We start from the raw sequence: 16410 nt of genomic DNA on the forward strand, positions 1-16410 counted from the left end.
TTGATTGATCGGGTCGGATCAATGGGCATCCCATTGCAGCATCCGCACCCGGCAATGCTTCATTGCATTGACGATGTGCTTCTCCACCAGCGCGCGAGAAATACCGAGGTGTTCAGCAATCTCCGGGTGTGACAGGCCGTCGATCTTGCGCAGCAGGAAACTCTCGCGGCACAACCGCGGCAATTCCGCCAATGCACGCTGGAGCATCTCCAGGCGTTGACCGTGATCGAGGCTGTGATGAGGGGATGGGGTGAAGTAGTGCTCTTCGTTGTCGAGCACTTCCAGGGATTCGACCTGACGCAGGGCATTGCGCCGATGGTCGTCGATCACCAGATTGAGTGCGGTGCGATACAGGAATGCCCGAGGCTGCTCAATCGGCGTGTCGCTGGACCGCTCCAGAACCCGCAGATAAGCGTCATGCACCACATCTTCGGCCACCTGACGGTTGCCCAGCTTGGCGTTCAAAAAACACACCAGCTCGCGATAGTAGTTTTCCAACATGACTCCCGGCCGCAGGGGTGCGGTTTCTATCCTTGAGCCAGACCGGCGACCGCCGAAATAGGCAGTGGCACGATAGTGGCAGTTCGAGTCGCGTAATTTATAGTAATTCTCATATAGATTTAAAGTATTGCTTCACCTTGCCCCATAAATAGTCTTGCGCTACACGTGTTACGCGATGTGTCCGCGCCTAAATTCCCCGGCACCGTCATCGTTTACAGGACAGCTCCCCGTCTCTGTCGGCCCTCCGACAGCGCTCTGCTGTTGCCCGATTTTGTGCGCAGGCTGAGCGACGGGCCGATATTCATTGGCCGGAACCCTGCATGAAACGTCCCCGACAGACCCGACGCGCCCTGCTTGTAGCACTTTGTCTGATCCCCGTTATCGCCGTGGCCGCCTGGCAGATCATCCCGCCCGGCCGCGACCAATTCGCCACCGTGCAGGTCACCCGTACCGACATCGAGAGCAGCGTCACGGCCTTGGGCACTCTGCAACCTCGACGTTATGTCGATGTCGGTGCCCAGGCGTCCGGGCAGATCCACAAGCTCCACGTGGAAGTCGGCGATGTGGTGAAGGAAGGCCAGTTGCTGGTGGAAATCGATCCGTCCACGCAACAGGCCAAACTCGACGCCGGGCGTTTCTCCATCGAAAACCTCAAGGCCCAGCTGCAGGAACAACGGGCGCAGCACGACCTCGCCCGGCAGAAATTCCAGCGCCAGCAAAACCTCAAGGCCGGTGGCGCAACTCGCGAAGAAGATGTGCAGACCGCCGAGGCCGAACTGCGCGCCACCCAGGCTCGTATCGACATGTTCCAGGCGCAGATCCGCCAGGCCCAGGCCAGCCTGCGCAGTGATCAGGCGGAACTCGGTTACACGCGAATCTATGCGCCAATGAGCGGAACCGTCGTTGCACTCGACGCCCGGGTCGGCCAGACCCTCAACGCCCAGCAACAGACGCCACTGATTCTGCGCATCGCCAAGTTGTCGCCGATGACCGTCTGGGCCGAGGTTTCAGAAGCCGACATCGGTCACGTCAAACCCGGGATGACGGCCTGGTTCACCACCCTCAGCGGTGGCAACCGTCGCTGGAACAGCACCGTGCGGCAGATTCTGCCGGTGCCGCCCAAGCCGCTGGACCAGACCAGCCAGGGCGGCGGCAGCCCCGCCAGTTCGAGTAAAAGCGGCAGCGCTCGCGTGGTGCTGTACACCGTACTGCTCGACGTCGATAACGCCGATAACGCGCTGATGGCGGAAATGACCACGCAAGTCTTCTTCGTCGCCGAGCAGGCGAAAAACGTCCTCACCGCGCCCATCGCCGCCCTGCAAGCCGGCACTGGAACAGACAATCAGACCGCACAAGTCATCGCCAAAAACGGCCGCATCGAGCAACGCGACGTACGCACCGGCATCAGCGATCGCCTGCGGGTGCAAATCCTCGACGGTTTGCAGGAAGGCGATCACCTGTTGATCGGCCCGGCCGACGGGAGTGACGGCTGAATGCTGACGCCCCTGATTGACCTGCAGGACATCCGCAAAGCCTACGGCGGCGGCGATTCACCGGAAGTTCGCGTGCTGCGCGGCATCGACCTGTCGATCCATGCCGGGGAATTCGTGGCGATCGTCGGTGCCTCCGGCTCCGGCAAGTCGACGCTGATGAACATTCTCGGCTGCCTCGACCGCCCCACGTCGGGCGAATACCGTTTCGCCGGGGAAAACGTCGCCGCACTCGACAGCGACGAACTGGCCTGGCTGCGCCGCGAAGCCTTTGGCTTTGTGTTCCAGGGTTATCACCTGATCCCGTCCGGTTCGGCCCAGGAAAACGTCGAGATGCCGGCCATCTACGCAGGCACTCCGGCCGCCGAACGCCACGCCCGCGCCGCCGCCCTGCTCGACCGCCTCGGCCTGGCCTCGCGCACCGGCAATCGTCCGCACCAGCTCTCCGGCGGCCAGCAACAACGGGTGTCCATCGCCCGTGCCTTGATGAACGGCGGCCACATCATCCTCGCCGACGAACCCACCGGTGCCCTCGACAGCCATAGCGGCGCCGAGGTCATGACCCTGCTCGACGAACTGGCGAGCCAGGGCCACGTGGTGATCCTCATCACCCACGACCGCGAAGTGGCGGCCCGGGCCAAACGCATCATCGAAATTCGCGACGGGCTGATCATCAGCGACAGCGCCCGCGACAACCCTGAGGCACAAACTTCAGCCAACCCTGGTGCGCTGCAAGCGGTGGATCTGCGCAAGCGCCTGACTGAAGGCGCCGAAGCCACCGGGGCCTGGAAAGGCGAACTGATCGACGCGGTGCAAGCCGCGTGGCGGGTGATGTGGATCAACCGCTTTCGCACCGCGCTGACGCTGCTCGGCATCATCATCGGCGTCGCGTCGGTGGTGGTGATGCTGGCCGTCGGCGAAGGCAGCAAGCGCCAGGTAATGGCGCAAATGGGCGCGTTCGGCTCCAACATCATTTACCTCGGTGGCTCCTCACCAAACCCGCGAACGCCGCTGGGTATCGTCACCCTGGATGACGTCGCTGCGGTGGGAAGCCTGCCGCAAGTGACACGGATCATGCCGGTCAATGGCCAGGAGGCCGGGGTGCGTTTCGGCAACCTCGACCACTTGAGTTACGTCGGCGGCAACGACACCAATTTCCCGGCGATCTTCAACTGGCCGGTGGTGCAAGGCAGCTACTTCACCCAGGACGATGAACGCAATGCGGCGGCGGTCGCGGTGATTGGCCACAAGGTGCGAACCAAGTTGCTCAAGGACGTCGCCAACCCGATTGGCCAATACATCCTGATCGAGAACGTGCCGTTCCAGGTGGTCGGGGTGCTCGCGGAAAAAGGCGCCAGCTCGGGCGACTCCGACAGCGACGACCGCATTGCCATCCCCTACTCCGCTGCGAGTGTGCGGTTGTTCGGCACCCACAATCCCGAATACGTAGCCATCGCCGCCGCCGATGCGCGCAAGGTCAAGGAGACCGAAAAAGCCATCGAGCAATTGATGCTGCGCCTGCACAACGGCAAGAAAGATTTCGAACTGACCAACAACGCGGCAATGATCCAGGCCGAAGCGCGCACGCAAAATACGCTGTCGCTGATGCTCGGCTCGATTGCCGCGATTTCGTTGCTGGTGGGCGGGATCGGTGTGATGAACATCATGCTGATGACCGTGCGCGAGCGAACCCGCGAGATCGGCATCCGCATGGCCACCGGCGCCCGCCAGCGCGACATCCTCCGGCAGTTCCTGACGGAAGCAGTGATGCTCTCGGTGGTCGGCGGGCTCGCCGGGATCGCCCTGGCGCTGATCGTCGGCGGCGTGCTGATCCTCAGCGAAGTCGCCGTCGCGTTCTCCTTGATAGCGGTGCTCGGCGCCTTCGGCTGCGCTCTGGTCACCGGTGTTGTCTTCGGCTTCATGCCGGCCCGCAAAGCTGCCCGACTCGACCCGGTCACGGCCCTTACCAGTGAATGATCGATCTATGAAGCCGCAACTCAGCCTGCTGACCCTTTGCCTGTTGCTCGGCGCGTGCGGCAGTCCCGCCCAGCGCCCGGACAGCGGCCTCCAGCCGCCCGCTGCCTGGCAATCGCCACACACTCAAAGCGCTACTCGCAGCAACCTGCAATGGTGGACGCAGTTCGGCAGCCCGGAGCTTGATCGCCTGATCGAACAGGCGCGGGTCGGCAGTTACGACCTGGCCGCCGCCATCGCTCGGGTGCGCCAGGCTCAGGCCGACACGGTGATTGCCGGCGGCACGCGGCTGCCGGAGGTCAAGGCCGGCCTGAACGCCAATCGGCAGAAACTATTGCGCGGCAACGGCTACAGCCAGCTCGATGCCGACGGCGACAACAAGGCCGTCGATTACTTTAACGCCAACCTCACCGCCACTTACGAAGTCGACTTCTGGGGCGGCCAACGCGCCTCCCGCGACAGTGCGCAATTCGGCTTGCAGGCCAGCGAATTCGATCAGGCGACGGTGGAGTTGACGCTGCTCAGCGGCGTGGCCAACAGCTACGCGCAAAGCTTGTCGTTGCGTGAGCAAAGTCGCATCGCAGAGCTGAATCTGGCGAACGCGCAAAATGTATTGAAACTGGTGCAGACGCGCTTTGACTCAGGCTCGGCAACCGCGCTGGAACTGGCGCAGCAGAAGAGCCTGGTCGCCGCGCAACAGCGGCAATTGCCACTGGTGCAGCAACAGGCTCAGGACGCACAGATCAGCCTTGCCGCCCTGCTCGGCCGGCCGGTGCAGGAGTTGTCTCTGGGTCAGGAACGCTTTGATCAATTGTCATGGCCGACCATTGGCGCTGGCCTGCCCAGCGCGCTGATCAGCCGACGCCCGGACATCGCCCGCGCCGAAGCGCAATTGGCCGCCGCACAAGCCAACGTCACTGTCGCCCGCGCCGCCATGCTCCCGGCCGTGACCCTGAGTGCAGAAATCGGCTCCGGTGCCGACCGCGCCGCCGACGTCCTGCGCAACCCCTTCTACAACCTCACCGCCGGACTGCTCGCACCGATCTTCAACAATGGTCGCCTGAGCGCCGAGCGCGACAAGGCCACGGCCCGCCAGGAAGAACTGCTGGAGACGTACCGCGGGGCGATCATCAATGGCTTCGCCGATGTGGAAAAAGCGTTGAACAGCATTCGCGGTCTGGACGAACAGCGGCAGTGGCAAGGTGAAGAGCTGAACCAGGCGCAGACGGCGTTCAACATTGCACAAAGCCGTTACCAGGCCGGTGCCGAGGATTTGCTGACGGTGCTGGAGACACAGCGCACGCTGTATGCGGCGCAGGACTTGAATGTGCAGCTGCGGTTGTCGCGGTTGCAGGCGAGTATTGCGTTGTACAAGGCGCTCGGCGGCGGGTGGCAGACGTTGTAATGCGGCGTCTGTCAGGCCGCCTTCGCGAGCAAGCCCGCTCCCACATTGGACCGAGGTGTACACAGACCAAATGTGGGAGCGGGCTTGCTCCGGGCGGCGTTCCGACGAAGAACGATAACGCGGTATCACCTGTTTAACTCGTAATCGGTTTAGCCTTCAAATGCCTTGCATACCAAGGCCGCTGCGGCACCTTGCGGAACAGATCCGCCAATTTCTTCTGGTCATCACCAAAGGTAATCCGCAACGCCAGCTTCATGGTTTCCGGGTCCATCTCCACCGACTTGCCGGTCTGTAACCCCGGCGTGGTGCTGCAACCATGGGTGCTCGGGCCGAGCCAAGGGTCGTCGATCTCGACCCAACGCCCAGGCGCAAACCACGCCACGCCATTGACCTCAAGCCGACTGACCTCCCCCTGATGAAAGCGCTCGTGCGCGCGAAACCAGTCTTCCAGACGATCGTCGATCCAGCCATGGAAATGCCAGAACACCGGGTTTACATGAGACGAAAACGGATCGCCGAGAAAGTCGTTTTCCGGCGCATACCAGCGTGCGGAAAAGTCTGCCGGATCCCGGGCAAAGGGCACCGCCTGGCCGTTGGACGGATCACGCGGCACCGAGGCCCAGCGCATGTGCAGCCAGTCGTGCAGCCCCAATTCGACCTCTGAACCGAACTGACCCAGAGTCAATTTCGACAGGTAACGCGGATCGCGGTACTGCGATTCCCAGACCTGAAAATTGCTGTGGTAGGTCTCGGCGGTCTTGATGTCGCTGACCCATTGCGAGTACTCGGCATCGTCGTCGGCCAGCCAGGTCGGCGGCAGCGCAGTGCCGTCGTGGTTGTCGAAATAACGGGCGAACCCAACGCGATCACGCGCCAGTTCCGGCTGGGGCAAGGGGAAGTGTTGCCAGGACGGCAGGTCCTGCAGGGAGCGCGCTTTGCCAAGCATGTGCCGGTGCATGAAGAAGAAATCCACCCCCGAGCCGTTACGATCCTTGCGCGCGCCACGGGCATCACGCTCCTTGTCCCGCGGGCCAGGCTGCCAGCCAATGCCACGCAGGGCACCGCGCTTGTCTTCGGACAGGGTGTGCCATTTGTCCCGCGAGGCATGCCAGAGCTGGTGAAACAGTCGATGCTCCGCAGACACCAGCCAGGCCAGCAGTGTCGGATTGAGACCGGTGCGCTCGCGGGCTTCGGGGAACATGCGTTTGACGGCAATGAAGCGATTGTCCTGGGCCGTCAGCATCAACGGACGATCCAGGTTCAATACGCGACCACTGAGGGTGCCGCTGCCGGCGTTGCCGAAACCGGCCCAGACTTCGTCCAGCGCCATGCTGAATTCATAATCCGCTGCGCCGTTGGCGCTGAGCAGTCGCCAGCTCAATTGCGCCGGTTTGGCGCCGGCCAGGTCGCCGAGTACCCGATAACGCGGCTCTTCGCTCGAACGCAAACGCTCGGCGGTGTCGAGGAACCCGCTCAGGCCACGACCTTTGTGACCGATGTCGAGAAACACCTCCAGCCCGTCCCGTGGCAGGCCTTCGATGCCAGCGTCTGGCCCTTCGAAACGAATCTGCCAGATACCGCGCAAGGTGTTCGCCAAGTGCTGGCCAGCGACATCCGCGACATCGAATGACGCTTCGCCGGGGGTGATCGTCGGATCCGGTTTCGTCCATTCACGATGCCCATAAAAAGCCGCAGGCAAGGCGGCGCCGGTCAGCGCCAGGCCTGCCATGAACCATCGTCGAGAAATCGTCATTGCCCTACCTGTGTCAGCCATGAAGCAGGCTTTATCCAAGCTAGAACGTTTGTTGCCGCTACAAATTTAAAAGCATCGCGGGCTTGCCCGCGATGGGGCCATCAGTCCCACTAAATTTCTCACTCAGCCACTCGTTCTTCCCAGATAGCAAAGGCCCCTGTGCCTGCATCCAACGGCGAACCTGACTGAGACGGCAATGACAAAACCACGTTCGAAAAAGGCTCTTTACATCGGCCTGCCGCTGGCCCTGGCGATCAGCGCCGGTGCAGGCTTTGCGGCCTGGGATTACTGGTTCAAGGACAATCCCGGTTACCCGGCCAAGGTGATGAAACAGGCCGATGAACTGCACGAGCGAATCCTCTCCTTCGACAGCCACGTCACCGTCCCGCTGGACTTCGGCACCGCCGGCAATGAAGCCGACAAGGACGGCACCGGGCAGTTCGACCTGGTCAAGACCGGGCGCGGACGTTTGTCCGGCGCGGCCCTGACGATCTTTGGCTGGCCGGAAATCTGGAACGGCGCCAATGCCCCGCACCGCCCCACCGCCGGTTTCGTCGACGAAGCACGGTTCGAGCAGGAAACCCGCTACAAAATCATCAGCACGATGGTTCGCGACTTCCCCAATCAAGTCGCCATCGCTTACACCCCCGACGACTTCCGACGCCTGCACGGCGAAGGCAAGTTCGCGATCTTCATGAGCATGCTCAACGCCTATCCGCTGGGCAACGACCTGAACGCCCTGGACAAGTGGGCGGCGCGTGGCATGCGCATGTTCGGCTTCAGCTATGTGGGCAACAACGCCTGGGCTGACTCATCCCGGCCGTTACCGTTTTTCAACGATTCCCGCGACGCCCTTGGCGGCCTCTCGGAGATTGGCAAGCAGGCCGTGCACCGCCTCAACGACCTCGGCGTGATCATCGACGTTTCGCAGATGTCGACCAAGGCGCTGGAGCAAGTTGCCCAGCTGAGCCGTGCGCCGATGGTCGCGTCCCACTCGGCACCACGCGGAGTGGTAGACATCCCGCGCAACCTCAGCGACCAGGAAATGCAGCTGATCAAGAACAGCGGCGGCGTGGTGCAGATTGTCGGTTTCCCGACCTACATCCGCCCGCTCAGCCAGGCCACCCAGGACAAACTCAACGCCCTGCGCGCACGCTTCGACCTGCAACCGTTGCAAGGCCTGGAAATGGCGCTGATGCCGGGGGATCCGGTGATCACAGTCTGGTCCGAACAACGCTTCGGCGAGTACGCCAGTCAGCTCTATGCCATCGTCGACGAGGAGCCCAAAGCCACGCTCAAGGACTACGGCGACGCGATCGACTACGCGGTGAAGAAAATCGGCATCGACCACGTCGGCATCAGTTCCGACTTCAACGACGGCGGCGGTCTGGACGGTTGGAAGGATGTCAGCGAGGCCCGCAACGTGACAGCCGAGCTGATCAGTCGCGGCTATGGCGAAGCCGATATCGCCAAGCTCTGGGGCGGCAACTTCCTGCGGGTCTGGGACCAGGTGCAGAAGTCTTCCAAGCCTGTGGCGAAAAACTGATCCCCTCTTTTGCAAAAGCGAACCGAACTCATGACCAACCGTCGTTCATTCCTCAAGCAGGCCGGTATTCTCGCGGCCGGCCTGCCCCTGGGTGCTGCCGTGAACCTGCCGGCGCTGGCCGCCACTGCGGCGCCGCTGGCGAAGGATAAATGGGCGCAACTACGCCAGATGTTCAATCAGGACCCGGATTACCTGCACTTCGCCAACTTTCTGGTGACCTCACACCCAAGACCGGTGCGTGAGGCGATCGACCTGCACCGCGCCAACCTCGACCGCAACCCCGGTCGGGCCATGGACTGGGACCTGGGGGAAACCGAAACACGCGAGCAGGAAGTGCGCGTCTGGGCCGGCCGTTACCTCAAGGCCAAGCCCGAGCAGATCGCCCTCACCGGCAGCACCACTGAAGGTCTTTCGCTGATCTACGGCGGCATTCATGTGCGCCCCGATCAGGAAATCCTCACCAGCGAACACGAACACTACGCGACGAACTATGCGCTGGGATATCGCCAGCAAAAGGACGGGGTCAAGGTTCGCAAGCTCAAGCTGTTCGAGAACAGTCACAGCATTTCCGTGGACGAAGTGCTGGGCTCGATTGCCAAAGGCATTCGCCCTGAAACCCGAGTGCTCGGCATGACCTGGGTGCAATCGGGCAGCGGCGTGAAACTGCCGATCGGCGAAATCGGCAAACTGGTGGAGGAACAGAACCGCCATCGCGAGGAAAAGGACCGCATCCTGTATGTGGTCGACGGCGTCCATGGCTTCGGCGTCGAGGACCTCGACTTCCCCGACATGCACTGCGATTTCTTCATCGCCGGCACGCACAAATGGATGTTCGGCCCGCGCGGTACCGGGATCATCTGCGCCCGTTCGACCGAGCTCAAGGACGTGACGCCGACCATCCCGACGTTCTCCGAAGCCACCACCTTCTCGACCATCATGACCCCCGGCGGCTATCACAGCTTTGAGCATCGCTGGGCCCTGGACGAAGCCTTCAAGCTGCACCTGGACCTGGGCAAGGCCGAGGTCCAGGCGCGCATCCACGCGCTCAATACCTATGCGAAAAACCGCTTGCTGGAGCACCCGCAGATCGAACTGGTGACACCAAAAAGCCCGGACCTGTCGGCCGGTTTTACCTTCTTCCGAATCAAGGATCGCGACTGCGAAAAAGTCGCCGTCCATCTGATGGAAAACCGCGTGGTCTGCGACTCGGTGGACCGCGACGTAGGCCCGGTGATCCGCATCGCCCCCGGCCTGCTCAACACCGAAAACGATATCGACCGTTTCATGGCGCTGCTGAGCAAGATCGCGTGATGCTGAACCCTGTGGGAGCGGGCTTGCTCGCGAATGCGGACTGCCAGTCAACATGGGTGTCGACTGACACGCCCTCTTCGCGAGCAAGCCCGCTCCCACATTGGACCGAGCGTGACACCCCGCTTTTCTTTAATCGAGATGACGCATGAACAGTGATCTGTTACCCCGCCCGCTCAAGGCACTCGCCCTGACCGCCCTCATGGCCGGTCTACTGTCGACCACCGCCCAGGCTGCCGCGCCCGCGCAACCGGGCAAAGTGTTCAAAGACTGCCGAGACTGCCCGGAAATGGTCGTGCTGCCTGCCGGCACCTTCACCATGGGCACCCCTGATGATGAAGTCGGGCGCGAACCCGATGAAGGTCCGATGCATGACGTGACCTTCGCCAAGCCGTTCGCCATGAGCCGCTTCCAGGTCACTGCCGGTGAATGGGACAGCTACGTGCGCGAGAGTGGCGTGACCATCGCCAATGGCGACACCCGGCCGGGTCGCGAGTGCGTCGCCAGCAAGCCGCGCTATCCGCAAAGTCCGCGCCAGCCGGCGGTGTGCATGAACTTCGATGACGTGAAGAACTACGTCGCCTGGCTGTCGAAAAAGACCGGGCAGAAGTACCACATGGTCAGCGAAGCCCAACGCGAATATGCCGCGCGCGGCGGCAGCAAAGGGCCGTTCCCCTTCCCGTTCGATGAGGGCAAGGAATACAGCATCGCCAAACACGCCAACACCTATGGCCCGGCGGACGGTTACAGCTTCAGCTCGCCAGTGGGCAGCTACCCGCCGAACGCCTTTGGCATGTACGACATGCATGGCAACGTTTACGAATGGGTAGAAGACTGCGAACACCCTGATTACGTCGGTGCCCCCACCGATGGCAGCGCCTGGGTCGAGCCCCAATGCGAAGCCGTGCGGATTCGCGGCAACGACTGGGGCGAAGCGCCGGTGTTCTCCCGCTCCGGCAACCGCAACAGCCAGTACCCGCAAGAGCGTGGTGACTGGATGGGATTGCGCATCGTGCGCGACCTTTAAGCCGCACGCTGTTCCGTCAGTCGGCACCCCGCTAAATTAAGCCTCCCACCAGACGTTCTACTGGGTATCTGCCTTCACGACCCAAGGAACTGTCTTCCATGACCCAGCCTACCCGTGGCGCCATCGGCGAATTGTTCGCCCTGTTGAAACCCTTTCGGCTCATCGTCGCCGCGTCCATTTTCCTGGGCATGGTCGGCGGCCTGAGCGTCACGGTATTGCTGGCGACCATCAACAACGCCCTGCATTCGGACACCGGCCTGACCCAAGGCGTTGTCGCCCTGTTCGCCGGTCTGTGCCTGCTGGCGCTGGCCAGTTCGATCTGCTCGGACATCGGCACCAACTATGTCGGCCAGCACATCATCGCCAAGCTGCGTAAACAGTTGGGTGAAAAGGTCCTCTCGGCACCGATCGAACAAATCGAGCGCTATCGCAGCCACCGTTTGATCCCGGTGCTGACCCACGACGTCGACACCATCAGCGACTTCGCTTTCGCCTTCGCGCCGCTGGCGATTTCCGTCACCGTGACCCTGGGTTGCATGGGCTACCTGGCCCTTCTGTCGTGGCCGATGTTCCTGATCATGGTCGCCGCCATCCTGATCGGCACCGCTATTCAGGCCTACGCCCAGAGCAAAGGGGTGCAGGGTTTCATGGCCGCCCGTGAGGCCGAAGATGAACTGCAAAAGCACTACAACGCGATTGCCGAAGGCGCCAAGGAACTGCGCATTCATCGCCCACGCCGCCAGCGCATGTTCGTCTCGGGCATCAAGGCTACGGCCGAGTTCATCTGCAACACCCAGGTGCGTTCGATTAACACCTTCGTGATCGCCAAGACCTTCGGCTCGATGCTGTTCTTCGTCGTCATCGGCCTGGCCCTGGCCCTGCAAACCTTCTGGCCGAGTGCCGATAAAACCGTGATGAGCGGTTTTGTGTTGGTGCTGCTTTACATGAAAGGCCCGCTGGAGCATTTGATCAGCACCCTGCCGATCGTCAGCCGCGCGCAGATCGCCTTCCGCCGCATCGCCGAATTGTCGGAGCAGTTTTCTACTCCCGAACCTCATCTGCTACTGAGCGATAAAGGCAACGTCAAGCAAGCGGTGCACGAACTGAAACTGGCCGATGTACGTTTCAGCTTCCCGGCTGCCGAAGGTGCTGCACCGTTCCAGCTCGGGCCGGTGAACCTGACGATCAAGCAAGGCGACATCACTTTTATTGTCGGCGAGAACGGTTGCGGCAAGACCACGCTGATCAAACTCCTGCTCGGCCTGTACACACCACAACAGGGCGAAATCCGCGTCAACGGCGAGGCGATCGACGCGCAGAACCGCGATGACTATCGCCAGTTGTTCACCACGATTTTTGCCGACTATTACCTGTTCGATGATGTGGTCCAGGGCGATACGCACATCCCCGAAGAGGCCAACAAATACCTGCAACGGCTGGAGATCGCGCACAAGGTCAGCGTCAAGGACGGCCACTTCACCACCACCGACCTCTCCACCGGCCAGCGCAAACGCCTGGCCCTGGTCAATGCCTGGCTGGAGGAACGTCCGGTGCTGGTGTTCGACGAATGGGCAGCCGACCAGGACCCGACCTTCCGCCGGATTTTCTACACCGAGTTGCTGCCGGACCTTAAACGTCTGGGCAAGACCATCATCGTGATCTCCCACGATGACCGTTATTTCGACGTGGCGGACCAACTGGTGCGCATGGAAAGCGGACGGGTCGTCACCGAGCTGGCTCCTGCCTGAAACAGAAAACCGCGGCCTTCATGAATTTATTTCTCCGGTTTCTTTCCGGTTTTACGTGCGCGCTGCGTCTAATAATCATTCCTATTAACAAAAACTCTGCACAACACTTTTTCAGGAGCTCAGGTAAGTAATGCGACCTCAAACACGCCGCACACCTCTCGCGCTGGCCGTACAGCGCCCGACTTTGCATCGCACCCTGTTCACCAGCGTACTGTTGACCGCCACCTTGCTGGGGAGCTCGATGGCCAATGCTGCACCTGTGAAAGTGAACATTGCAGGTCAATCACTTTCCAACGCGCTGACCGAGCTGGGCATGCAGGCCAATCTGCAAATTCTCTACAGCCCGGATCAGGTTGCAGGGATCAAGTCTCGCGCGGTGTCCGGTTCGCTGGAACCGTCCGACGCCCTCGCCGCCCTGCTGAAAGGCACTGGCATTTCGTTCCAGATCAGCGGCAATACCGTCTCCCTGGTATCCGGTGGCGGCTCGAGCCTGCAACTGGGTGCGACCACCATTTCCGGCCAGGCCCTGGGCCTGACCACTGAAGACACCGGTTCCTACACCACCGGCGCCACCACCACCGCGACCAAGCTGCCGCTGACCCTTCGCGAAACCCCGCAATCGGTGACCGTGGTCACCCGTCAACAGATGGACGATCAGGGTGTGACGAGCGTCGCCGACGCGTTGCGCAACACGCCGGGCGTCTCGACGCAGAAGTACGACAGCGACCGTACCGAGTTTTCCGCCCGTGGCTTTGCCATCACCAACTTTCAGTACGACGGCGTCAACATTCCGTACGACGGTGTTTACGGTGAAAACCCGAACAACAGCGACGACGCCGCCAGCCTCGACCGTATCGAAGTCATCAAAGGCGCAACCGGCCTGATGACCGGCGCGGGCGATCCGTCCGCCACCGTCAACCTGGTGCGCAAGAAACCGACCAAGGATTTCAAGGCCTCGGTCAGCGCCACCGCCGGTTCCTGGGACAACTACCGCACCGTAGGCGACATCTCCGGTTCGCTGAACGATACCGGCAGCGTGCGCGGCCGCTTCGTGGGCGCCTACCAGGATAAAGATTCGTACATCGACCACTACAGCCAGAAGAAAGACCTGTTCTACGGCATCCTCGAAGCTGACCTGACCGATGACACCCTGTTGACCCTGGGCGTCGACAAGTCCAGTGCCACCCCGCGCGGCAGCTCCTGGACCGGTAACGCGCCGTACTTCTCCGACGGCGGCCGCACCGACTTCTCTCGCAGTTTCAACCCGGGTGCCGACTGGAGCCGTCGTGATTTCGACAGCACCACTTACTTCGCATCGCTGGAACAAGCGCTGGCCAATGACTGGAAATTCAAGGCCAGCTTCGACCAGAAAACCACCGATCACGACACCCAACTGGCCTCGGCCAGCGGTGGCAGCCCGGACCGCGCCACCGGCGAAGGCATGTTCTTTTACTGGGGTCGCTGGGAAGGCCATCGCGTGCAGAACACAGCTGACGTGAACGTCTCGGGCCCATTCAGCCTGGGCGGTCGCGAGCATGAACTGGTGGCAGGTTTCATGGCCTCCCACTCCCGTCAGACCGGTTCAACTTTCGACTCCAGCGCCTTCGGTCAGGTGACAGGCAGCATCTTTGACTGGGAAGGCCACCTGGCGAAACAGGACTTCCCGAAAAACGGCAAGTACGAGCGCACCCAAAGCCAGAACGGCGCTTACCTTGCCACGCGCCTGCGTCCGACCGACGACCTGTCGTTCATCCTCGGCGGCCGTGTAAGCACCTATAAGTACAACGAGGATTACTCCTACTATCCGGGCGCCGGCCTAGCCGACACGCACGCCAGCTATAAGGAACATGGCGTCGTCACGCCTTACGCCGGTGTGGTCTATGACCTCGACGATACTTACTCGGTCTACGCCAGCTACACCAGCATCTATCAGCCACAAATCTACCAGGACGCCAGCGGCAAGACCCTGGAGCCGGTTGAAGGCGACAGCTACGAGACCGGCCTGAAGGCGGCCTACTTCGAAGGCAGATTGAACGCCAGCCTGGCCTTCTTCCGCATCGAGCAGGACAACGTCGCCCAATACGTCACCACCGACACGGACACCGGCCGGGACGTCTACAAAGCAGCTTCCGGCGCCACCACCAATGGTGTGGAACTGGAACTGGCCGGCGAACTGGCTCAGGACTGGAACGTGTCTGCGGGCTACACCTACGCCCGCACTCGTGACAAAGACGAACAACGCATCTTCGGTTTCCCGCTGGCCACCAGCAAACCGGAACATGTGATTCGTACGTTCACCACTTACCGTCTGCCCGGCGCGCTGGACCAGTTCACCGTCGGTGGCGGTGTCAGCTGGCAGAGCGCGTTTTACGGCCAGAGCTACAGCCCCGACGTGGGCGGTGGCGAGGGCGGCAGCACCATGCTCAAGCAAGGTGGCTACACCCTGGTGGACCTGATGACCCGTTATCAGTACGACGAGCACCTGAGCTTCACCGCCAATGCCAACAACGTTTTCGACAAGAAGTACCTGACCGGCCTGGGCAACTTCGGTACCACGTTCTACGGCGAGCCGCGTAACCTGCAGATCACCGCGAAGTATGATTTCTGAGTGGCTGAGCTGAGCTGAAATGAAAAATGCCCGTATCGCGAGATACGGGCATTTTTTATGGCTACATTCAAAGCCGCGAACGCACCCACTCCGCCACGTCCGCATGAATCCCTTCCACCTCCCCCAACAACCCCGCCATACGCAGAAAGTCATGGGTCATCCCAGGCTGTTCCAGCAACGTCACCTCATTCCCCGCCGTTCGCAGCCGATCCGCATAAGCCAGCCCTTCGTCATGCAACGGATCATGCCCGGCCAAATACACCAACGCCGGCGCCACACCCGAAAGATCCTCCGCCAGCAACGGCGAACACCGCCAATCAGCCAGATCCTGCGGCGTGCGCCCGTAATGCGCATAGAACCAATCCAGCGTCGGCGTCTCCAGCAAATAACCCTCGGCGAAATCCCGATGCGACGCGCGCTTGGTCGTGGCATCCGTCACCGGGTACACCAACAGTTGCGCCTTCGGTTTCAACGCCAGTTCCTCAGGTTCACGCACGGCCATGATCGACATCACCGTCGCCAGCGTCGCACCCACGCTGTCACCGGCCACGGCCACTCGCGTTGCGTCCAGGCCATGTGCCGCGCCCTCGCGCACCAGCCAGTTCCCCGCATCGCAGGCATCCTGCACCGACGTCGGGAATCGCCATTCCGGCGCCAGGCGATAATCCACCGTCAACAAGGCAAAACCGCCCTGGGAGGCCAACCGCCGACACAGCGCATCATGGGAATCGAGACTGCCGACCACGTAGCCACCGCCATGGAAATACAACACCACCGGTTGCAGCCCATCGACCGTTTGCCCATCGCGATACACCCTTGCCGACAGGCTGTGGCCATCTCGAGCGGCGATGGTGAAGTCCTCGCAGGCAACGCTGTCCAGCGGCACATCGAGAAACCCCGACGACGCTTCGAAATCGAGCCGTGCCTGTTGCGGCGACTGTTCATGCATCGCGCGACTTTTGCCGGTCATCCGGCCGAACTCGGCGAGTTCGAGAAATGCTTCAAGTTCTGGCAACACGGACATGGGACGAATCCTTCTACACAAAGAGG

General features: G+C 61.7%; 11 protein-coding genes. 8 read left to right on the plus strand and 3 right to left on the minus strand.

From position 1 onward, the window contains the following. Positions 1-18: 18 nt before the first annotated feature. Positions 19-501 (minus strand): sigma-70 family RNA polymerase sigma factor, encoded by a 483-nt coding sequence (locus FQ187_RS24125; protein ID WP_149631393.1) that lies wholly within the window; start codon positions 499-501, stop codon positions 19-21. 320 nt (positions 502-821) lie between these two features. Between FQ187_RS24125 and FQ187_RS24130 the strand changes: the two genes are divergently transcribed. Genes FQ187_RS24130 through FQ187_RS24140 form a run of 3 tightly spaced genes read left to right on the plus strand, consistent with a single transcriptional unit; the run spans position 822 to position 5370 of the window. Next, positions 822-1994 carry an efflux RND transporter periplasmic adaptor subunit gene (locus tag FQ187_RS24130; RefSeq protein WP_149631394.1) on the plus strand — a complete coding sequence of 391 codons (1173 nt, stop codon included), beginning with the start codon at positions 822-824 and terminating at the stop codon, positions 1992-1994. Further along, positions 1995-3968, plus strand: a complete 1974-nt coding sequence (locus tag FQ187_RS24135) for a MacB family efflux pump subunit (protein WP_149631395.1) — start codon at positions 1995-1997, stop codon at positions 3966-3968. Between the two features lie 7 nt (positions 3969-3975). Continuing rightward, positions 3976-5370 (plus strand): efflux transporter outer membrane subunit, encoded by a 1395-nt coding sequence (locus FQ187_RS24140; protein WP_149631396.1) that lies wholly within the window; start codon positions 3976-3978, stop codon positions 5368-5370. 133 nt (positions 5371-5503) lie between these two features. On the opposite strand, the gene FQ187_RS24145 is transcribed toward FQ187_RS24140, so the two are convergent. Next, a complete protein-coding gene (locus tag FQ187_RS24145; protein WP_149631397.1) occupies positions 5504-7123 on the minus strand; it encodes a PvdJ/PvdD/PvdP-like protein in 1620 nt (539 codons plus the stop codon). A 196-nt stretch (positions 7124-7319) separates the two neighbouring features. Here FQ187_RS24145 and pvdM point away from each other — a divergent pair, with 196 nt between their 5' ends. The 5 genes from pvdM to FQ187_RS24175 all read left to right on the plus strand — a co-directional run bounded on the left by pvdM (position 7320) and on the right by FQ187_RS24175 (position 15360). Beyond that, a complete protein-coding gene (gene pvdM, locus FQ187_RS24150) occupies positions 7320-8669 on the plus strand; it encodes a pyoverdine-tailoring dipeptidase-like protein PvdM (RefSeq protein WP_149631398.1) in 1350 nt (449 codons plus the stop codon). 30 nt (positions 8670-8699) lie between these two features. Then, positions 8700-9980 carry an aminotransferase class V-fold PLP-dependent enzyme gene (locus FQ187_RS24155; protein ID WP_149631399.1) on the plus strand — a complete coding sequence of 427 codons (1281 nt, stop codon included), beginning with the start codon at positions 8700-8702 and terminating at the stop codon, positions 9978-9980. 145 nt (positions 9981-10125) lie between these two features. Continuing rightward, positions 10126-11004, plus strand: coding sequence for a formylglycine-generating enzyme family protein (locus tag FQ187_RS24165; RefSeq protein WP_149631400.1), 879 nt, complete (start codon positions 10126-10128; stop codon positions 11002-11004). 98 nt (positions 11005-11102) lie between these two features. Next, complete coding sequence (locus tag FQ187_RS24170) at positions 11103-12752, plus strand: cyclic peptide export ABC transporter (protein ID WP_149631401.1); 1650 nt, start codon at positions 11103-11105, stop codon at positions 12750-12752. 130 nt (positions 12753-12882) lie between these two features. Further along, positions 12883-15360, plus strand: coding sequence for a TonB-dependent siderophore receptor (locus FQ187_RS24175; protein WP_149631402.1), 2478 nt, complete (start codon positions 12883-12885; stop codon positions 15358-15360). Between the two features lie 67 nt (positions 15361-15427). Here the strand turns inward: FQ187_RS24175 and FQ187_RS24180 are convergent, their stop codons facing one another. After that, positions 15428-16384 carry an alpha/beta hydrolase gene (locus FQ187_RS24180; protein WP_149631403.1) on the minus strand — a complete coding sequence of 319 codons (957 nt, stop codon included), beginning with the start codon at positions 16382-16384 and terminating at the stop codon, positions 15428-15430. Between the last annotated feature and the right edge of the window lie 26 nt (positions 16385-16410).

Origin of the sequence: Pseudomonas sp. ANT_J28, from assembly GCF_008370005.1 — a bacterium.
Lineage (GTDB): Bacteria > Pseudomonadota > Gammaproteobacteria > Pseudomonadales > Pseudomonadaceae > Aquipseudomonas > Aquipseudomonas frigoris.